18 protein-coding genes, 1 other RNA gene and 1 riboswitch are annotated in these 16692 nt (G+C 67.2%); of the genes, 12 read left to right on the top strand and 7 right to left on the bottom strand.

Features of this window, described 5'->3' with window-relative positions; translation table 11 throughout:
• Positions 1 to 52 precede the first annotated feature (52 nt).
• From AC1DT6_RS01040 to AC1DT6_RS01020, 5 genes are read left to right on the top strand one after another with little or no spacing between them, the layout of a single operon-like run.
• Complete coding sequence (locus tag AC1DT6_RS01040) at positions 53 to 646, top strand: SRPBCC family protein (RefSeq protein WP_441625345.1); 594 nt, start codon at positions 53 to 55, stop codon at positions 644 to 646.
• 19 nt (positions 647 to 665) lie between these two features.
• Positions 666 to 1559 carry an AAA family ATPase gene (locus AC1DT6_RS01035; RefSeq protein WP_441625343.1) on the top strand — a complete coding sequence of 298 codons (894 nt, stop codon included), beginning with the start codon at positions 666 to 668 and terminating at the stop codon, positions 1557 to 1559.
• A complete protein-coding gene (locus AC1DT6_RS01030) occupies positions 1553 to 2752 on the top strand; it encodes a vWA domain-containing protein (RefSeq protein ID WP_441625341.1) in 1200 nt (399 codons plus the stop codon). Before AC1DT6_RS01035 ends, AC1DT6_RS01030 begins: the two co-directional genes overlap by 7 nt.
• Positions 2753 to 2756: 4 nt before the next feature.
• Entirely contained in the window at positions 2757 to 3800 is a 1044-nt protein-coding gene (locus tag AC1DT6_RS01025; RefSeq protein ID WP_441625339.1) for an XdhC family protein, read from the top strand.
• Positions 3797 to 4447, top strand: coding sequence for a nucleotidyltransferase family protein (locus AC1DT6_RS01020; protein WP_441625337.1), 651 nt, complete (start codon positions 3797 to 3799; stop codon positions 4445 to 4447). Before AC1DT6_RS01025 ends, AC1DT6_RS01020 begins: the two co-directional genes overlap by 4 nt.
• Before the next feature lie 78 nt (positions 4448 to 4525).
• Here AC1DT6_RS01020 and AC1DT6_RS01015 read toward each other — a convergent pair whose 3' ends face one another.
• The 6 genes from AC1DT6_RS01015 to AC1DT6_RS00990 all read right to left on the bottom strand — a co-directional run bounded on the left by AC1DT6_RS01015 (position 4526) and on the right by AC1DT6_RS00990 (position 8145).
• The gene (locus AC1DT6_RS01015; protein ID WP_035876034.1) at positions 4526 to 5227 is read right to left on the bottom strand and encodes an SIMPL domain-containing protein; all 702 of its coding nucleotides are present in this window, start codon (positions 5225 to 5227) and stop codon (positions 4526 to 4528) included.
• A 120-nt stretch (positions 5228 to 5347) separates the two neighbouring features.
• Positions 5348 to 6160, bottom strand: coding sequence for a sulfite exporter TauE/SafE family protein (locus AC1DT6_RS01010; protein WP_441625335.1), 813 nt, complete (start codon positions 6158 to 6160; stop codon positions 5348 to 5350).
• 136 nt (positions 6161 to 6296) lie between these two features.
• Complete coding sequence (locus AC1DT6_RS01005) at positions 6297 to 6791, bottom strand: EVE domain-containing protein (protein WP_441625333.1); 495 nt, start codon at positions 6789 to 6791, stop codon at positions 6297 to 6299.
• Between the two features lie 202 nt (positions 6792 to 6993).
• A non-coding RNA gene (gene ssrS / locus AC1DT6_RS01000) (6S RNA) lies at positions 6994 to 7204 on the bottom strand.
• Between the two features lie 285 nt (positions 7205 to 7489).
• Positions 7490 to 7831 carry a cell division protein ZapA gene (locus tag AC1DT6_RS00995; protein ID WP_441625331.1) on the bottom strand — a complete coding sequence of 114 codons (342 nt, stop codon included), beginning with the start codon at positions 7829 to 7831 and terminating at the stop codon, positions 7490 to 7492.
• On the bottom strand, positions 7828 to 8145 hold the full coding sequence (locus tag AC1DT6_RS00990; protein WP_045235926.1) for a hypothetical protein: 318 nt from the start codon (positions 8143 to 8145) through the stop codon (positions 7828 to 7830). The genes AC1DT6_RS00995 and AC1DT6_RS00990 overlap by 4 nt, the downstream gene beginning before the upstream one ends.
• A gap of 219 nt (positions 8146 to 8364) precedes the next feature.
• A riboswitch (cobalamin riboswitch) is annotated at positions 8365 to 8608 on the top strand.
• Between the two features lie 95 nt (positions 8609 to 8703).
• Here AC1DT6_RS00990 and AC1DT6_RS00985 point away from each other — a divergent pair.
• The 7 genes from AC1DT6_RS00985 (at position 8704) to AC1DT6_RS00955 (ending at position 15403) form a co-directional block, all read left to right on the top strand.
• Entirely contained in the window at positions 8704 to 10665 is a 1962-nt protein-coding gene (locus AC1DT6_RS00985; protein ID WP_441625329.1) for a TonB-dependent receptor plug domain-containing protein, read from the top strand.
• Positions 10666 to 10680: 15 nt separating this feature from the next.
• Positions 10681 to 11679, top strand: coding sequence for a FecCD family ABC transporter permease (locus tag AC1DT6_RS00980; protein WP_441625327.1), 999 nt, complete (start codon positions 10681 to 10683; stop codon positions 11677 to 11679).
• A 5-nt stretch (positions 11680 to 11684) separates the two neighbouring features.
• Positions 11685 to 12521 (top strand): ABC transporter ATP-binding protein, encoded by an 837-nt coding sequence (locus AC1DT6_RS00975; RefSeq protein ID WP_441625325.1) that lies wholly within the window; start codon positions 11685 to 11687, stop codon positions 12519 to 12521.
• The gene (gene cobO / locus AC1DT6_RS00970; RefSeq protein ID WP_441625323.1) at positions 12514 to 13155 is read left to right on the top strand and encodes a cob(I)yrinic acid a,c-diamide adenosyltransferase; all 642 of its coding nucleotides are present in this window, start codon (positions 12514 to 12516) and stop codon (positions 13153 to 13155) included. The genes AC1DT6_RS00975 and cobO overlap by 8 nt, the downstream gene beginning before the upstream one ends.
• A 61-nt stretch (positions 13156 to 13216) precedes the next feature.
• Positions 13217 to 14257 carry a nicotinate-nucleotide--dimethylbenzimidazole phosphoribosyltransferase gene (gene cobT / locus AC1DT6_RS00965; RefSeq protein ID WP_441625321.1) on the top strand — a complete coding sequence of 347 codons (1041 nt, stop codon included), beginning with the start codon at positions 13217 to 13219 and terminating at the stop codon, positions 14255 to 14257.
• Positions 14258 to 14285: 28 nt separating this feature from the next.
• A complete protein-coding gene (locus AC1DT6_RS00960) occupies positions 14286 to 15050 on the top strand; it encodes an adenosylcobinamide-GDP ribazoletransferase (protein ID WP_441625319.1) in 765 nt (254 codons plus the stop codon).
• Positions 15035 to 15403, top strand: coding sequence for a histidine phosphatase family protein (locus AC1DT6_RS00955; protein ID WP_477114415.1), 369 nt, complete (start codon positions 15035 to 15037; stop codon positions 15401 to 15403). Before AC1DT6_RS00960 ends, AC1DT6_RS00955 begins: the two co-directional genes overlap by 16 nt.
• Before the next feature lie 378 nt (positions 15404 to 15781).
• Here AC1DT6_RS00955 and AC1DT6_RS00950 read toward each other — a convergent pair whose 3' ends face one another.
• Complete coding sequence (locus AC1DT6_RS00950) at positions 15782 to 16690, bottom strand: cobalamin-binding protein (RefSeq protein ID WP_441637588.1); 909 nt, start codon at positions 16688 to 16690, stop codon at positions 15782 to 15784.
• Between the last annotated feature and the right edge of the window lie 2 nt (positions 16691 to 16692).

Below are 16692 nucleotides of genomic sequence, written 5' to 3'. Positions count from 1 at the left end.
ATCGCGCCGCGTGCGGTGGCCGGCGGCGGCTCACGAACTCGAGGACAGCCCGATGAAAGTCGTACTCGAAAAGGTATTTCCGCTGGCATCCACGGTCGATGCCGCGTGGCATTCCCTGCGGGACGTCGAGGCCGTGGCCGCGTGCATGCCGGGCGCGACGATCACCGAGCGCGTGGATGCCACGCACTACAAGGGGACGATTGTCGTTCGACTGGGCCCCGCCACGATGTCGTTCAAGGGCGATATCGAAGTGCTTGGCCTCGATCCGGCCGCGCGAAGCCTGCATCTGGCCGGCAAGGGCGCGGATTCGACGGGCTCTTCCGCCGCGTCGATGGACCTGCTCGCGACCGTGCGGGCGGCAGGCGCGGCTTGCGAGCTGGCCGGCAGGAGTGAGGTGACGATGAGCGGGAAGGCGGCCGCGTTTGGCGGACGGATGATGAACGCGGTGGGGGACCAGATCCTCAAGCAATTCGCCGCCAATTTCGCGGCGCTTGTGCAGGCGCCGCGGGCACGGCCCGCTGCGGATGCCGCCGATACCCCCGTGCCGGAGGCGGCCGCGCCGCAAGCCGGGTTGAACGGCCTGGCGCTTGCCTGGGCCATGCTGCGCGACTGGGTGCGCGGGATCTTTTCCCGCAAGGCCACCTGACCGGATGCCCGAGCCCGCCATGACCACCGGCCGCATGAACGACGTGATATCGCTGCAGCAGCGCCTGGAGCGGCATGGCTATATTGCCGAGCGCAGCTTCGCGGCGACCCTGCTGCTGACCATGGAGATGCGCCGTCCCCTGTTGCTGGAGGGCGAGGCGGGCGTCGGCAAGACCGAGGTCGCGAAAGCGCTAGCGCGCTTGCTGGACACGCGCCTGATCCGCCTGCAGTGCTATGAAGGGCTGGACGCGCATTCGGCGCTCTACGAGTGGAACTACCAGCACCAGTTGCTGGCGATCAAGCTGCTGGAGCAGGACGAACGCCCGGTCCCGGACAAGGAGCAGGACATTTTCTCCGAGCGCTACTTGTTGAAGCGGCCATTGCTGGAGGCGATCACCACGACGCCGGCGCCGGTGCTGCTGATCGACGAGATAGACCGTACGGACGAAGCGTTTGAAGCGTACTTGCTGGAGTTGCTGTCGGACTTCCAGATGTCGATTCCGGAGCTCGGCGTGATCCGCGCGGCGGAGCGTCCCTTCGTGATCCTGACCTCGAACGGCACGCGCGAGATCTCCGATGCGCTGCGCCGCCGCTGCCTGTACCAGTATGTGGACTATCCGAGCTTCGACAAGGAACTGCTGATCGTGCGCATGCAGGTGCCGGAGGTGCCGGAGAAGCTCGCGCGCCAGGTCGTCGAGTTCGTGCAGGCCTTGCGGCAGATGGATATGCAGAAGCGGCCCGGCCTTGCCGAGACGCTCGACTGGGTGTCGGCCCTGCTTCGGCTGGGCATCAGCGCGCTCGACGCCGGCGGCGTCGAGCGGATCATGGATTCCCTCTCCGCCCTCGTCAAGACGCGCGCGGACCAGGCCGGGCTGACCCGTCCGGTCGTGGAAAAGCTGGCCGCAGCATGCTGACCGCCATCCCTTGCGCCGACGAACGGGCGCCTGCGCAAAGTCTCGGTGCCATGCTCGAATCCCGCTATGCCGGGTTCGCGGGATGGCTGCGCGCCAACGGCTTTGGCATCACCAGCAGCGAGATGGCCGCCGCGATGGAGGTGGCGCAGCGCATGGGGCAGATGGATAGCCAGCTGCTGCGCTGGAGCCTGCGCGCGCTGTTGTGCTCGCGCGCCGAGGAATGGCGCCGCTTCGATGCGCTGTTCGACGCCTACTTCCTCAGGCCGAACCGCCGCGCGCTGGTGCGGGCCCATGCGGGCGGCGCTGGCCGCATGGCGCGGCAGCGCGACGGCGGCCGGCCCGACGACAGCGAAGGCACGCCGCTGGCACCCGGTGGATATGGCGACGACACGACCGGTATGGGCAGCGCGGCCGCGCGCGGCGTCTCGGTCGAGGCCTCGCTCGCCCACGCGGATTTTCGCCATCTCAACCAGCCCGATGCACTGTTCGCCATCGACGAGGCGATGCGGCGCTTCGCGCAGCGGCTGCGCGGCATACAGACACGCCGCGAACGCCGCGCCGTGTCCGGCCGCGTGATCGACATGCCGTCGACGATCCGGCGCAGCGTGTCGCGCGGCGGCCTGCCGCTGGACCTGGCCTGGCGGCGCCCGCAGCGGCGGCGTCCCCGCATCGTGCTGCTGCTGGATGTGAGCCGCTCGATGAGCCTGTACAGCTTCTTCTTTCTCCGGCTTGCACGGGTGTTGAGCGCGCGCGTTTCCGACGTGCATTGCTTCATCTTCCATACGCGGCTGGTGGGTATCGCGCAGGCGCTGCGCGATCCGGATCCCTGGCGCTCGCAGGAGCGGCTGGCGCTTCTGTCGGCGGGGTGGGCGGGCGGCACGCGCATCGGCGAAAGCCTGGATGAATTCAACCGGCAGCATGCCGCGGCGCTGCTGCACTCGCGCACCGCCGTCGTCATCGTCAGCGACGGCTACGATGCCGGCGCGCCGGCGTTGCTGCGGCAGTCGCTGCACAGGATCCGGCGGCGTTGCCGCACCCTGGTCTGGCTCAATCCGCTCGCGGGCCAGCCCGGCTTTACGCTCGCCAGCGGCGGCATGTTGGCAGCGCTGCCGTATATCGACCTGCTGGCCGGTGCGCGCGATCTCGCAAGTCTTCAGCAAGTGCTGCCACAAGTGCTGTCCATTCTGCAATGAAGCAATGAACGACGATACTCTCCTGCAACTAGAGCAACGGCTGATCGAAGCCTCGCTGCCGTTCGCCGTCACCACCGTGATACGGGCGCAGCCGCCTACCTCGGCCTGGGTAGGCGCGCAGGCGCTGGTGGAAGCCGATGGCGCGTTGCACGGCTGGATTGGCGGCGGCTGTTCCCGCGCCATCGTGATCCAGGCCGCGCTGGAGGCAATCCGTTCGGGGCAGCCCAAGCTGCTTCGCATCAGCAACGCGCCCGCGGCGCCGGAGGCGGATGTGGAAAACCACGCCATGCCGTGCGCGAGCAACGGCACCATCGAACTGTTCATCCAGCCGACGCTGCCGCCGCCCGTGGTGCTGGTGCTTGGCGCGACGCCCACCGCGCTGGAGGCCTGCGTGCTCGCGCAGCGCATGGGGCTGAGCGTTGCCGCCGCGGCGAAGGTAACCGTGCCGCTCGCCGCGCTTGGCTTGCCGCGTGTCATCGAAGGCTTCGACGATGCGGCCTTTGCATTGCTGGATCCGCAACTAGTCCTGGTGGCCACTCAGGGCGACGGGGACGAGGATGCCCTGGAAGCCGCCATGCGCAGCCGTGCAGCGGCGGTCCTGCTGGTAGCCAGCCAGCGCAAGGCGGACAAGCTGCGCGAGGCCATGCGCGCGCGCGGCATCGCCCCGGAACGGCTGGCCGCGCTGCATGCGCCGGCCGGACCCTGTATCCATGCGCGGACCCCGCAGGAGATCGCGCTGGGCGCGGTCGCGGGACTGGTGATGCTGCGCCGCCTGCTGGAGCAGGAGCGGGCGGCCGAGGTGTCGGGCGCGGGGCCGGCCGACAAGCTGCCCGTGGTGCGTCCGTGCGAGTCGATGGCATCGGTCGAGCCGATGCCGGTGCGCTACGTGAACCCGGTCTGCGGGATGGAGATCGATATCGCTTCTGCGAAGTATGTTGTCGACTACGGCGGGCAGCGCCTGTATTTCTGCTGCGACGGCTGCAAGGTGGAATTCGAGCGCGAGCCGGGCAAGTACCTGGCGATCGCGCGGCAGCGGGAAACGACATGAACGACATGAGCGAGACTGCGACCGCGCTGCCTGCCTTCTCGGCGGTCGTGCTGGCCGCCGGCATGTCATCGAGGATGGGGGACAGGCACAAGCTGCTGCTGCCGGTGGCAGGGCAACCCGCGGTCAGGCGTACCGTACGCGCCGTGCTTGCGGCGGGACCGCAACAGCTTGTCGTGGTGACCGGCTTCCAGGGCCGCGCGGTGATCGAATCGCTTGAGGACCTGCCAGTCGGCTTCCAGCCCAATCCGCGCTACGAGGAGGGCCAGATGACCTCGGTGGCCGCCGGCGTCGCCGCGCTGCGGCTGCCGTGCAGCGTGGTGCTGGTCTGCCTGGCCGACCAGGTCTTGCTGGAGGCCGGCGATTACCGGGAGCTGGTGGACGCCTTCGGCGCCATGCCGCGCGGCTCGATCCTGGTCCCGGTATTCGCGGGGCAGCGGGGCAACCCGGTCGCCTTTTCCGCCAGCTATGCCGCCGAGGTGGTGGCGGGGCACGTCAATCCCGGCTGCCGCAAACTGATCGCCGACCATCCGGACGAAGTCTTCGTCCATGAAGCCAGCCACGACCGCTTCACCACCGACATGGATACACCGGAGGACTACGCCCGCATCGTGGAGCGGCTGCGCGTTGGCAGCACGGCTCGCGCATAGGAAAACGGGCCTCTCCCGCTGCGCGGAAGAGGCCCGTTTGACCCGTGTGTGGTTCGTCCTGGTCCGGACGCGCGGGATTTACTTCAGCATCTGCACCGAACCGTTTACCGTCACCGTGACCTGGGCCTTGCCGCCCTCTACCGGCACCGGCGCGGAATCGGCCATCATGGCCTTGGCCGCGTACATGCGCGGCATCGGCTGCACGGCGCCGGCTTCGCTCACCTGGACTTCACGGATGGTGTAGCTGCCGTAGCCGAACAGTTTGGTGGTGGCCTGCGCTTTTTCGCGGAAGGAGGCCACGGCCTGCTCGGTCAGCTTGGCCTCGGCGGCGTGGCGGGCTTCGCGCGACAGCGAGAAGCTGATGTTCTGCACCTGCATCTGGCCGGCGAGCTGGCCCGCGAGCTTGGACACCGCGGAGAAATCACGCGACTCCAGAATCACCTCGGCGCGGCCGCGCCAGGTGCTGATGCGCCCGTTCTTGTCGTTGGACGGATAAATGGTGAAGCCGCCTGATTGCGCCTGCACGCCGCTGGTCCGCTTTGCCTGGGCAATCACTTCCTGCGTCTTCGCCGACAACGACGAGGAAATCGCGCCGGGCTCCGCGCCTTCCTGTTCGGCTGCCAGTGTCATGTGCACCACGTCGGTGGGTACCTCGGTGGCGGCCTGGGCGGACAGCGACAGCACGCCGGCGGGCGCCGGGTCGTGGGTCGGGCCACCACCCTGGGCGGAGGCAACCATGGCGGTGGTACCGAGCAGCGTGGCGGCAAGCAGTTGTTTCATCAGGATTCTCCCTTTCTTGGCGATGCAAATCAGACGCGCGGCCGAGGTGATCGTTCCGTTACCTTGCGATCGACGTTGTATCTACATGTATCCGCTGCGCTGCACCGCCCAAGCCGCCGCTCAGAACGCGTGCCAGGCCTTCCACAGCATATAGGCCGCAAGACTGAACAGCAGGCAGGCGAAGACCTTCTTGAGTTGCCCGACATCCATGCGGTGCGCGGTGCGCGCCCCCAGCGGCGCGGTCAGCACGCTGGCCACGGCGATCACCGCCAGCGCTGGCAGATAGATGTAGCCGAGCGAACCCGCCGGGAGCCCGCCCTGGCCCAGCCCGCTCCATACATAGCCGATCACGCTCGCCACGGCGATGGGAAAGCCGAGCGCGGCCGAGGTGGCCACGGCGTTGTGGATGGGCACGTTGCACCAGGTCATGAACGGCACCGAGACAAAACCGCCCCCCGCGCCGACCAGGCTGGACAGGAAGCCGATCACCCCGCCGGCGCCCAGCATGCCCGGCGTGCCGGGGAGCTGCCGGTGCGGGGCGGGCTTGCGGTTGCGCAGCATTTGCCACGCGGAGAAACCGACAAACACCGCGAACAGCAGCGACAGCCAGCTCGTCTTGAGCGCCGCGAAGACCTTGCCGCCCCCGATCATGCCGCCGATCAGGATGCCCGGGGCCAGCGCGAGCACCAGTTTCCATCGCACCATGCCGCGCTTGTGATGGGCACGTACCGAGGACAGCGAAGTGAACAGGATGGTCGCCATGGAAGTGGCGATCGCCATATGGACGATGGCCTCATGCGGGAAGGCCATGGCGGTGAACAGCAGCGTGAGGAAGGGCACCATCAGCATGCCGCCGCCGACGCCGAGCAAGCCGGCGCAAAAACCGGTGAAGGCGCCGAGCAGCAATAGCCCGGGAATCAGGGAAAAACTCATGATGCGGAATCGGCCTTATTGGTGTTGTAGTTATGTAGTCGGCAGCCATTGTGTCATGCCGCCTGTGTGACCGTCAGTGCTGCCCGCCATGGTGGGCGGCCGCAGCCGCGCCGCATCTTTGAAGCGTTTCAGCGCATCAGCGCATCAGATTCGTGGTAATGAAACGCCATTCGGCCGGCGTCACCGGCGTGATCGACAAGCGGTTGCCGCGGCGTAGCACGGCCATGTCCGCCAGTTCCTCGTGCGCGCGCAGGTCGGCGAGCGAGATCAGCGGGCCCTTGCCGACAAAGCGCACGTCGACCAGCATCCAGCGCGGTGCATCGGGCTTGGCGGCGGCATCGTAGTAGTCGCTCTTCGGGTCGAACTGGGTGGGATCGGGATAGGGCTGCGAGCTGACTTCGGCCAGGCCGGCAATGCCGGGCTGCGGGCAGGAGGAGTGATAGAACAGCACGCCGTCGCCGATGCGCATGGCGTCGCGCATGAAGTTGCGTGCCTGATAATTGCGCACGCCGGTCCATGGCAAGGTGCCACGCTCGGCCAGGGTATCGATGCTGGCCTCATCGGGTTCCGATTTCATCAGCCAGTACTGGCGGGCGCGCGTGGTGGCATTGGCTTGCGTGGATCGGCTCATGGGCAGGCAGGGCAGGCGTGACGTTGGCGACAGCGCTATGGTGCAGCAAGCCCGGCCAAAAGAAAACCGTTTGCCCGACGCGGGCCGGCGTGGGCGCGCATCAGCAAGGAAGCGGGGGCAGGGCGCAGGAGGGAAACATGGCGGCGCAAGAAAGCGCGGCACAAAAGGAAAAGGCGGTGGTTAAAAAACCACCGCCTTTAGAGGGGTCCCCGCCTCGGCCGCTGGATCGGCATCCTGAACCCAAGTGAGGTTCAGAGTGGCTGCGGAAGCCGCATTTCGGGTACATCACTGTTTCAGGGAGTCCAGACTGCGACTATGAACCAAGCGACGCGCTCGCCCACACGGCATAATCCCGCACCAACAAATGCTTATCGGTTCAAGGAATATGATCCTGACGAACCAGGCAGGGAAACTGTCAAACGTCTGACCTTTATTGCACTACCGAACACAACGGCTCCGGGAGGGCTGTCAGACGTTTGCCGTTTCGAACTTGGATGGGATGAAAACGGCGGTCAGGCGCGATAACCCGACCTAAGGTGCCGCAACTATGTGGCTTGGTGCGGCTTGGCTCCACTATACACCGCACCGCTTTCCATACCAAGCCCGTCGTTGCGTGTCGTTACATTTTGCTGACGCGCGCGGCATGTCGGGCACATCGCGGCTCCCCTGTGCCGTGCGGTACACCGCCTGCGGTGCGTTCAGTTGCGCGGCGCGGGCGCATTGGTACCCACGTGCGCGTACTGCCGCAGGGCTTCGTCCGCGCGTTCGTTGAGTTCGCGAATGCGCGCGCGCACGGCATCGACGGGAATCGCGCCGTCCTCCTGCTGCTTGCGCTTGAGCGAGAGCAGGTCGGAGGCGATGCTGATGGCGGCCATCACGGCAACGCGTTCCACGCCTTTGGCGGACACGCCGCCCTTGAGGCGGGTCATCTGGTCGTCTACCAGTGCCACGGCTTCCAGCAGCGCGGCTTCATTGTCGGGCGAAATGGCGAAACGGTAGGACTGGCCGGCAATGTTCACTTCGACTTGCTTGTTGCTCATGCGTTTTCTCCGGGAGCCTTGTGATCGGCGCGGCTGGCCGCCTCGCCTTCGCCCAGCAGGTCGAGCTGGCGGGCGTCGCTGGCGGTGGGCAGCTTGTCGAGGATCGACTGGATGCGCAACTGCGCTTCCTCGATCTTGATATTGAGCAGCTCGCGGTCTGCCGCCATGGCTTCGCGGTCGCCGCGCAGCTGGCTGGCCTCGGCCTGCAGGCGTTCGATCTCCTCGCGCAGCCGCTGGTTCTCCGCCGCAAGGGTATCGGCATGGTGCAGCACACGCCCGATCTTGGCGGCGAGTTGTTCGAGTTCGGTGAGCATAGAGCCTGTCATATCTAGGGTCTCGGGTTTTGGGATTTTAGCCCAAGCGCTATCGTGAGGACGGCGAACGCAGGTGTGTGTGACCGGGCCTGCGCGCCGAAGTTGCATGCATCGTCGCTTAACGGCATTCCGGGCGACGGCTTTATGCCTGTTTTCAGGCGCCCGCCACTGGTTTTCCGCCGGAATCACGCGGCATTGACGCTTGCCCTGAAACTGCCTACACTCGCGCACGTTCCAGGTGCTCGTAATCCTATTCACTACAGGGTTGCAGTTCAACGGGAAACAGGGAGCCAGCCGCCGCCGCCAGGGCGGGGCCGTGCCAACCTGTGCTGCCCCCGCAACGGTAAGCGACCGCGATCGCAAGATCGCAAGGCCGACCCACAAGCCACTGAACCGCAAGGTTCGGGAAGGCGGTCGGACTGGTGTCGCCAGCCCGGATACCGGCCTGGATGAGAGTGCGCTGCCTTTTGCTGTCTTTTTGCGGGAACCGGCGGCGTGCTTCGTCGCCAGACGGTCCGCGGGGGAACGGACCAGGCAGATCTCTCCCACAATCGCATCATGCGCTCATCGTCCTACAGGTCGAGCCGTCCGGCATTGCCGGCGCGCCGTCACACCGCCCCCGTCTTCGTCTCCCGGCAACTGCCCGCAGCGCTTGCCGCCTTGCTTGCCGTGAGCGCGCCTGGCATCGCCATGGCCCAGTCCGCCGGACAATCCGCCTCGCAGCCCGCGGCCGATGCGCAACTAGACCCGGTGGTGGTCACTGCCACCCGCACTGTCCAGCCGTTGACCGAGGCGCTGCCGCATACCACCGTAGTGACCCAGCAGGACATCGTCAACTCGCAAGCCATCGACCTGCGCTCGTTGCTGCGCACGCAGGCCGGCGTGGAGTTTGCCGCCAACGGCGGCCTGGGTGCCAATACCAGCCTGTTCATGCGCGGGGCCAACTCCAACCAGACGCTGATCCTGATCGACGGCGTGCGGATCTCGGCTGCCAGCAGCGGCACGGCCCAGCTCTCGAATATCCTGCCCGACCAGATCGACCATATCGAGATCGTGCGCGGCAATGTCTCGGCGCTCTATGGCTCGGATGCGATCGGCGGCGTGGTGCAGATCTTCACCAAGAGCGGTGCGGGCCAGGCTCCCGCAGCCAACGCTCAGATCGAATACGGCAGCAACAATACGCGCCAGGGCACGGTGGGCTACGGCGGCCAGGTGGGCGATACCTCGTTCAATATCACCGGATCGGCCGTCAAGACAGACGGTTTTTCGGCGATCAATGCGGCCCAATGGAACGGTGACAATCCGGCCAAGGCAAAGAAGGGCACAGGCCCGAACCCGAACGACAACCCGTATGACAACAAGAGCGTATCGGGCCAGGTGAAGCATCGTTTCACCAGCGACTGGGACGCCGGCGTCACCGCCTACTACTCGAAGAGCAAGCTCTCCTACGACACCACGACAGGCAAACCGACCGATGTCTGGTGGATGAACAGCGAGTTGTACACCGTATCCGCCTTTGTCAACGGCAAGTTCACCCGGGACTGGACCACGCATTTCAAGATCGCGCAGAGCGGGGACAATAGCGAAAACACCCTGAACGGACTGTTCAACAGCAACTTCAACACGCGCAACCGCCAGTACACGTGGCAGAACGAATATGCGCTGGCGCCCACCCATAAGCTGCTGTTCGGCACGGAGTATGCGCAGCAGGAATTCAGCTCGAACACGTATGGCGCGCCGGGCCGCAATATCATGTCGGTGTTCGGCGGCTACGATGGCCGGCTGGGCAAGCACCAGCTGCAGCTCAATGCGCGCAACGACCATTACTCGGATTTCGGCAGCCAGGCGAGCTATTTCGCCGGCTACGGCTATAACGTGACCGAGGCGTTCAAGCTGATCGCCAACGCCAGCAATGCCTTCCGCGCGCCCACCTTCAACGAACTGTACTATCCCAACTATGGCCAGCCCGGCATCCAGCCCGAGCGCGCCAAGTCGGTCGAGCTGGGCGCGCAGTACAGCACGGACAGCGCCGGCCTGCTGCGCGTGACCGCGTTCGAGACCCGCTACGACAACCTGATCACCGCCGCGTTGCAGCCCAACGGCTTGTTCCTGGCGCAGAATATCAACAAGGCCAAGGTGCAGGGCATCGAAGCCTCGTGGCGCGCCAGGCTGATGGGCACCGATGTGGGCGCCAGCGTGACCTTCCAGAACCCGGTGGACGAGCAGAGCAATACGCAGTTGCTGCGCCGCGCGCGCCGCCATGCCGCCTTCGACGTGGGCCGCCAGTTCGGCGCCTTCCGCCTGGGCGGCGAGTGGATTGTTTCGTCGGCCCGCCTCGATAGCGGATCGCGTACCCTGGGCGGATACGGTATCGTCAACCTCACTGCCCGTTACAACATCGACAAGCAATGGTTCGTTGCCGCCCGCGTGGAAAACCTGTTCGACAAGAACTACCAGCTCGCCTATCCCTACAACACGCAGGGACGCGCCGGCTTTATCACGCTGGGCTGGCGCCAGTGATGGCGGCCGCCTGAGATGCGTCGCGCGCTAGCCGTCTGGCTGATGCTTGCCGCCGCCGGCGTGGCGGTGTTCCTGCTGTCCCTGGCGGTGGGCAGCGTGCCGCTGTCGGGCACGCAGGTCTGGCAGGCGCTGTCAGGCGCCACCGACGATACCGCCGGCGCGATCGTGCGTGAGCTGCGGCTGCCGCGCGCGGCGGCCGCCTTCGCCTGCGGCGGCCTGCTGGCGCTGACCGGCGCGCTGATGCAGGTGCTGCTGCGCAATCCGCTGGCCGAGCCCTATGTGCTGGGCGTCTCGGGCGGCGCGGCCACCGGCGCGCTCACCGCCATGCTGATGATGTGGCCGCTCTGGACGGTGCAGGCCGGTGCAGCGGGCGGCGCACTGTTCTCGATGCTGCTGGTGGCCACGCTGGCCCGGCGCGACCTGCTGCACCCGCAGGTGCAGGGCGGCCACCATGAGGCCGGCTCGCGCCTGCTTCTCACCGGCGTGATCCTGGCCGCGGGCTGGGGCGCGCTGATTACCCTGATCCTGAGCGTGGCGCCCGAAGCGCGGCTGCGCGGCATGTTGTTCTGGCTGACCGGCGATCTTGGCGGTACCGCCAGCTACGGGCTCGCGCTGGGTGCCCTGGCGTTGGCCGTGCTGCTGGCGATGCCGCTGGCGCGCTCGCTCAATGCGATGCTGCTGGGCGAGACGGTAGCGCAGGCGCTGGGCGTGCGCGTCGGCGCCGTGCGGATGTCGGTGTTCGTGCTGGCCTCGCTGGCCATCGCGGTGGCCATCACGTCCGCCGGCTCGATCGGCTTTGTCGGCCTGGTGGTGCCGCATCTGGTGCGCCTGGCCTGGGGCAACGACCAGCGCCTGTTGTTGCCAGCCTCGGCCTTGCTCGGCGGCGCGCTGCTGATGGCCGCCGACCTGGTGGCGCGCACGGTAATCGCGCCCGCGCAGTTGCCGGTGGGCGTGATCACGGCGCTGCTGGGCGTGCCGACTTTTCTCTTCTTGCTGTTGCGCAGGCCGCGCTGATCCCCATGACGAGCTGGAACCAACCCGTCTCGCCTTGTCCGCCGCTGGTGCTGCAGTCCTTGCAGCTGCGCGCTGGCAAACGCGCCTTGCTCGATGGCCTGAGCCTGACCATGCAGGCCGGCGAACTCTGGTGCATCGTCGGCCCGAACGGCGTCGGCAAGTCCACGCTGATGTCGGTGCTGGCCGGACTGCGCAAGCCCGACGGCGGCGCGGTGCTGCTCGACGGCCGCGCGCCACTGGAGATCGCGCCGGCCGCGCTGGCGTTGCGCCGCGCCTATCTGCCGCAGGCGGTGCACGATACCTTTTCGATGTCGGTGCGCGACGCCGTGGCCGTGGGCCGCCATCCTCACCTATCGGGCTGGGGCTGGTCCGGCCGCGAGGACGATGCGGTGGTCGCCGCGGTCATCCGCGAACTGGATCTCGACGGGCTGGCCGGGCGCGATGTGCTGACCCTGTCCGGCGGCGAACGCCAGCGCGTCTCGCTGGCCGCCACGCTGGCGCAACAGGCGCCGTTGCTGCTGCTCGACGAACCGGCAGCCCACCTGGACCTGCGCCACCAGATCATGGTGCTGGAAACCCTGACCCGGCTGGCGCGCACCGGCCGCCACGCCGTCGTGGTGATCCTGCACGACCTCAACCTGGCGCGGCGCTACGCGACCCATGCCTTGCTGCTGGCCGAGGACGGCCTCTGCCTGCATGGCCCCGCGTCGGAAGTACTGACTCCCGCGTATTGCTCGCACGCGCTGCGCACGCCGATTGTCAGTGTCAGCGACGGCCACCATACCGCGCTGATTGCCGACGGCGCCACTCATCCGGAACAAGACGGAAATCAATATGACTGAACCCCAGGCCAACGCCCCCTCCAAGAACGAAGACGCCGCCCGCGACGAACGCCACAAGGCGCGCATGGCGCGCAAGAAGGATGTCGTGGACGCCAAGATCGCCGCGGCCCAGGACGAGCGCGGCGTCATCGTGATCACCACCGGCAACGGCAAGGGCAAGTCCAGCTCCGGCTTTGGCATGGTGGTGCGCGCGCTCGGCCACGGCATGCAGGCCGGCGTGGTGCAATTCATCAAGGGTGCGATTCCCAGCGGCGAGGAACTGTTCCTGCGGCGTTTTCCGGAGCAGTGCGCCTTCCACGTGATGGGCGAGGGCTACACCTGGGAAACCCAGGACCGCGCGCGCGATGTGGCCAAGGCCCAGGTGGCGTGGGAGGTGGCGCGCGGGCTGCTGCGCGACCCGTCGGTCGGGCTGGTGCTGCTGGACGAACTCAATATCGCGCTCAAGCTGCATTATCTCGATGTCGACACCGTGATCGCCGACCTGCGCGCGCGCCCACCGATGCAGCATGTGGTGATCACCGGCCGCGGCGCGCCGCCTGCGCTGATCGAGGCGGCGGACACCGTGACCGACATGACGCCGGTCAAGCACGCCTTCCAGCAGGGCATCAAGGCGCAGCGCGGCGTAGAGATGTAAGGCTCCGGCCATTTGTGCATTTGTGCCATTTGTCATTCAGCCAATCACTGCGACGAACATCATGCAATTACCCTACATTGCCCCGCTCGACGCCTCCCTGCGCCCGGCGCTGCAAGCCGCCATCGATGCCAAGACCAAGCCGCTCGGCGCGCTCGGCCGGCTCGAAGACCTGGCCCTGCAGATCGGCCTGATCACCGGCGGCGGCACGCCTGAACTCAAGCGACCGGCCGTGATCGTGTTCGCCGGCGACCACGGCGTGGCCGACGCCGGCGTGAGCGCCTATCCGGCCGAAGTGACGGCACAGATGGTGCTCAATTTCCTGGCCGGCGGCGCTGCCATCAATGTGTTCTCGCGTCTGCACGGGCTGGCGCTGGAGGTTGTGGACGCCGGCGTGCGCGCGCCGCTGCCGTCCGCGCCCGGCCTGGTCAACTGCCGCATCGCGGCGGGCACGCGCAATTTCGCGCAAGAGCGCGCGATGACCGCGGAGCAGGTGCAGGCGGCGCTCACCGCCGGCATGGCGCGCGTGCTGCGCCACGCGCAAGAGGGCAGCAACGTGATCGGCTTCGGGGAGATGGGCATTGCCAATACCTCGTCGGCCGCTTGCCTGGTGAGCCGGCTGACCGGCACGCCGATCGACGATTGCATTGGCCGTGGCACCGGCCTGGACGATGCCGGCCTGGCACGCAAGCGGGCTGTGCTGTCGCAGGCGCTGGCCCTTCATGCCGATGCCGTGGAGCCGCTCGACGTACTCGCGGCATTCGGCGGTTTCGAGATCGCCATGATGACCGGCGCTTTCCTGGCCGCGGCGGCCAGCCGGATGGTGATCCTGGTCGACGGCTTTATTGCTTCGGCCGCGCTGCTGGTGGCGCAGCGCCTTGCTCCCGAGGTGCTGCAGTACTGCGTGTTTTCGCATTGCTCGCATGAGCACGGCCATCGCCGGCTGCTCGAGCATTTCGGCGCGGAACCGCTGCTGGCCCTGGACCTGCGCCTGGGCGAGGGCACCGGCGCCGCGCTGGCCTATCCGCTGGTGGCCTCGGCCGCGGCCTTCCTGCGCGAGATGGCGACCTTCGGCGCCGCCGGCGTCAGCACGGCTTCCGCCTAGCGCGGCGGCAATCCTGCCACAATGGCCCATGCTCGATGAAATCCGCTATTTCCTGACCGCCGTTGGCTACTTCACGCGGGTGCCCGTGCCGCGCTGGGTTGGCTTTGCGCCGCACTACCTGAACGCGGCGGCGCGCTATTTCCCGCTGGTGGGGCTGCTGGTGGGCGCGCTCGGCGCGCTGGCGAGCTGGGGCGCACTGCAATGGTGGCCGCCCGGCGTGGCGCTGCTGCTGGGCATGGCAGTGACGCTGCTGGTGACAGGCGCCTTCCACGAAGACGGCCTGGCCGACTGCATCGATGCCTTCGGCGGCGGCTACCGGCGCGAGGATGTGCTACGCATCATGCACGACTCGCGCATTGGCGCGTTCGGCGCTATCGCGCTGGTGGTGGCGCTGCTGCTCAAGTGGCAGTTGCTGGTGGCGATTGCTGCGCGTAGCGGCATGGTGGAGCTGCTGCTGGTGCTGGTGGCCGCGCATGCGGCCAGCCGCGCGATGGCGGTGAGCTATCTGGCCACGCTGGACTACGTGCGCGCCGAGGGTAAGGCGAAGCCGGTGGCGCAGCGGCTGTCGGGCATCGGCCTGGTGTTCACGCTGCTGTGCGGTGCCTTGCCGCTGTTGCTGGTGTCGCTGCCGTTTGCCGCCGTGGTGATGGTGGCGTTGGTGGTGCTGCGTTTCCTGCTTGGGCGTTATTACGTGCGCCGTATCGGCGGCTACACCGGTGATTGTCTCGGCATGGCGCAGCAGCTGGCCGAGTTGTTGATCTATCTCGTAGCAGCGGCATGGACCTGGTCCTGATCCGGCACGCGCGGCCTGAGGTTGCGCAGGGCGTTTGCTACGGGGCGCTCGATTTGCCCCTTGCGCAACCAGTGGAACCCGAACCCGCTCGCATGTTTTCGATGCTCGATGGCCTGGTGCCGCAGCGCATCGTCAGCAGCACGATGGCGCGCGCTCGCGCTACAGCGGCGTTGCTGGCGCGGGACCTCGGGCTGCCGCTCGAGACCGATGCGCGGTTGCGTGAGCTGGATTTCGGCAGGTGGGAGGGCTGTGCGTGGGATGCCGTGCCGCGCGCGGAGGTGGAGGCGTGGGCCGCGGATCTGCTGCATGCCAGGCCTCACGGCGGCGAGACGGTGGCCGAGGCGATGGCGTAAAGTCAAAGGCAGTTTCACCTCCCCTGCGGGGAGGCGACCTACTTTCTTGTCTTGCCAAGAAAGTAGGCAAAGAAGGCGCGCCGGATGGGGCGACACCCCCTCGGGATCCGGCGAAAAGAGCGGCCGGGACCCAAACTCGCATCGCCTTAAGGCGATATTCAAACATGGGTCCCTCTTTTCCGCTCTTTTCACCGGATCCCGAGGCGCCCCATACGGCCAGGTACACCTACACGGCTCGCTCCGCATTGCGCTGGGGTGTGGGCCGCCCTTGGGGGCGCTCCACACGGCTACCAATCGTTGATTTGGCGGGCTCGCCCCTGCAAATGGCAGCCCTCTCGCGCAGGCGGGATGGGGCGGGCGTTCCTGGACCTGTCCTACCTATTGCGCCGGCCGCTTGCGGCGCGCGTTGTCCAGGTCCTTGCATACGACTTCCGCACCCTGGGTGATGCGCGGGCCGGCCCGGTTGACCAGGTCGCCGTCGATGGCGTACAGGTTGCCGCGCGCTACCGCGGTCACCTGTTTCCAGCGTTCCCACATGGCGAAGTCGGGCAGCGGGCGGTCGGAACGGGTCGCGCCCATGCTGGCGGTCATCATCACCTCGGGATTGCCGGCGACCACGGCTTCCACCGATACCGTCGGTACCAGCAGGGATTCGTTGGCGAACAGGTTGCGCCCGCCGCAGAGCGCCAGCACGTCGCTGATCAGGTGCTGCCCGCTGAGGGTCATCAGCGGTTGCTGCCAGACCTGGTAGAAGACCGTTACCGGCGGCCGTGCGGCGTAGGTCTGGCGCAGTTTGTCGACCTGATGGCGGAAGCTGGCGGCGGCGCCGTTGGCGGTGGATTCGGTGCCGAGCAGCACGCCAAGCCTTTCGATATTGCTGGGAATGCCCTCCAGCTTGCGCGGCTCGCTGTAGAACAGCGGCAGGCCGAGCGCGCGCAGCCGGTCGGTCTGCTTTTGCGCATTGCCGTGGCGCCATACCACGATCAGGTCCGGCTTGAGCGCGGCGATGCGTTCGAGATCCAGTGCCTTGTTGTCGCCTACGCGCGGGATGTCGCGTGCCTGCGGCGGGTAGTCGCTGTAGCTCACGGCGCCGACGATGCGCGCGCCGCCGCCGGCAGCGTACAGCATCTCGGTGACATGTGGCGCCAGCGAGATCACGCGGCGCGCGGGTTGTTCCAGCGTGACGGTTTGCCCGGCATCGTCGACCACCGAGACAGCGGCGCCGGCGTTGCCGCAAACGCCGATGCCCAGCAGTGTTGTCAGGACCAGCAGGGAACGGGCAGTCATCG

This window comes from Cupriavidus sp. 01L45, assembly GCF_056399885.1.
The sequence above is the reverse complement of the archived record's forward strand: the minus strand, read 5'-3'. Positions and strand labels throughout refer to the sequence as shown.

Excerpts from the sequence above, each read along its gene's own strand:
- AC1DT6_RS01030 (WP_441625341.1), top strand. The coding sequence starts at position 1,553 with ATGCTGACCGCCATCCCTTGCGCCGACGAACGGGCGCCTGCGCAAAGT.
- AC1DT6_RS00990 (WP_045235926.1), bottom strand. The coding sequence starts at position 8,145 with ATGCTCACCGAACTCGAACAACTCGCCGCCAAGATCGGGCGTGTGCTG.
- AC1DT6_RS00955 (WP_477114415.1), top strand. The coding sequence starts at position 15,035 with ATGGACCTGGTCCTGATCCGGCACGCGCGGCCTGAGGTTGCGCAGGGC.
- cobT (WP_441625321.1), top strand. The coding sequence starts at position 13,217 with ATGCAATTACCCTACATTGCCCCGCTCGACGCCTCCCTGCGCCCGGCG.
- cobO (WP_441625323.1), top strand. The coding sequence starts at position 12,514 with ATGACTGAACCCCAGGCCAACGCCCCCTCCAAGAACGAAGACGCCGCC.
- AC1DT6_RS00985 (WP_441625329.1), top strand. The coding sequence starts at position 8,704 with ATGCGCTCATCGTCCTACAGGTCGAGCCGTCCGGCATTGCCGGCGCGC.
- AC1DT6_RS00980 (WP_441625327.1), top strand. The coding sequence starts at position 10,681 with ATGCGTCGCGCGCTAGCCGTCTGGCTGATGCTTGCCGCCGCCGGCGTG.
- AC1DT6_RS01015 (WP_035876034.1), bottom strand. The coding sequence starts at position 5,227 with ATGAAACAACTGCTTGCCGCCACGCTGCTCGGTACCACCGCCATGGTT.
- AC1DT6_RS00995 (WP_441625331.1), bottom strand. The coding sequence starts at position 7,831 with ATGAGCAACAAGCAAGTCGAAGTGAACATTGCCGGCCAGTCCTACCGT.
- AC1DT6_RS00960 (WP_441625319.1), top strand. The coding sequence starts at position 14,286 with ATGCTCGATGAAATCCGCTATTTCCTGACCGCCGTTGGCTACTTCACG.
- AC1DT6_RS01035 (WP_441625343.1), top strand. The coding sequence starts at position 666 with ATGACCACCGGCCGCATGAACGACGTGATATCGCTGCAGCAGCGCCTG.
- AC1DT6_RS01020 (WP_441625337.1), top strand. The coding sequence starts at position 3,797 with ATGAACGACATGAGCGAGACTGCGACCGCGCTGCCTGCCTTCTCGGCG.
- AC1DT6_RS00950 (WP_441637588.1), bottom strand. The coding sequence starts at position 16,690 with ATGACTGCCCGTTCCCTGCTGGTCCTGACAACACTGCTGGGCATCGGC.
- AC1DT6_RS01040 (WP_441625345.1), top strand. The coding sequence starts at position 53 with ATGAAAGTCGTACTCGAAAAGGTATTTCCGCTGGCATCCACGGTCGAT.
- AC1DT6_RS00975 (WP_441625325.1), top strand. The coding sequence starts at position 11,685 with ATGACGAGCTGGAACCAACCCGTCTCGCCTTGTCCGCCGCTGGTGCTG.
- AC1DT6_RS01005 (WP_441625333.1), bottom strand. The coding sequence starts at position 6,791 with ATGAGCCGATCCACGCAAGCCAATGCCACCACGCGCGCCCGCCAGTAC.
- AC1DT6_RS01010 (WP_441625335.1), bottom strand. The coding sequence starts at position 6,160 with ATGAGTTTTTCCCTGATTCCCGGGCTATTGCTGCTCGGCGCCTTCACC.
- AC1DT6_RS01025 (WP_441625339.1), top strand. The coding sequence starts at position 2,757 with ATGAACGACGATACTCTCCTGCAACTAGAGCAACGGCTGATCGAAGCC.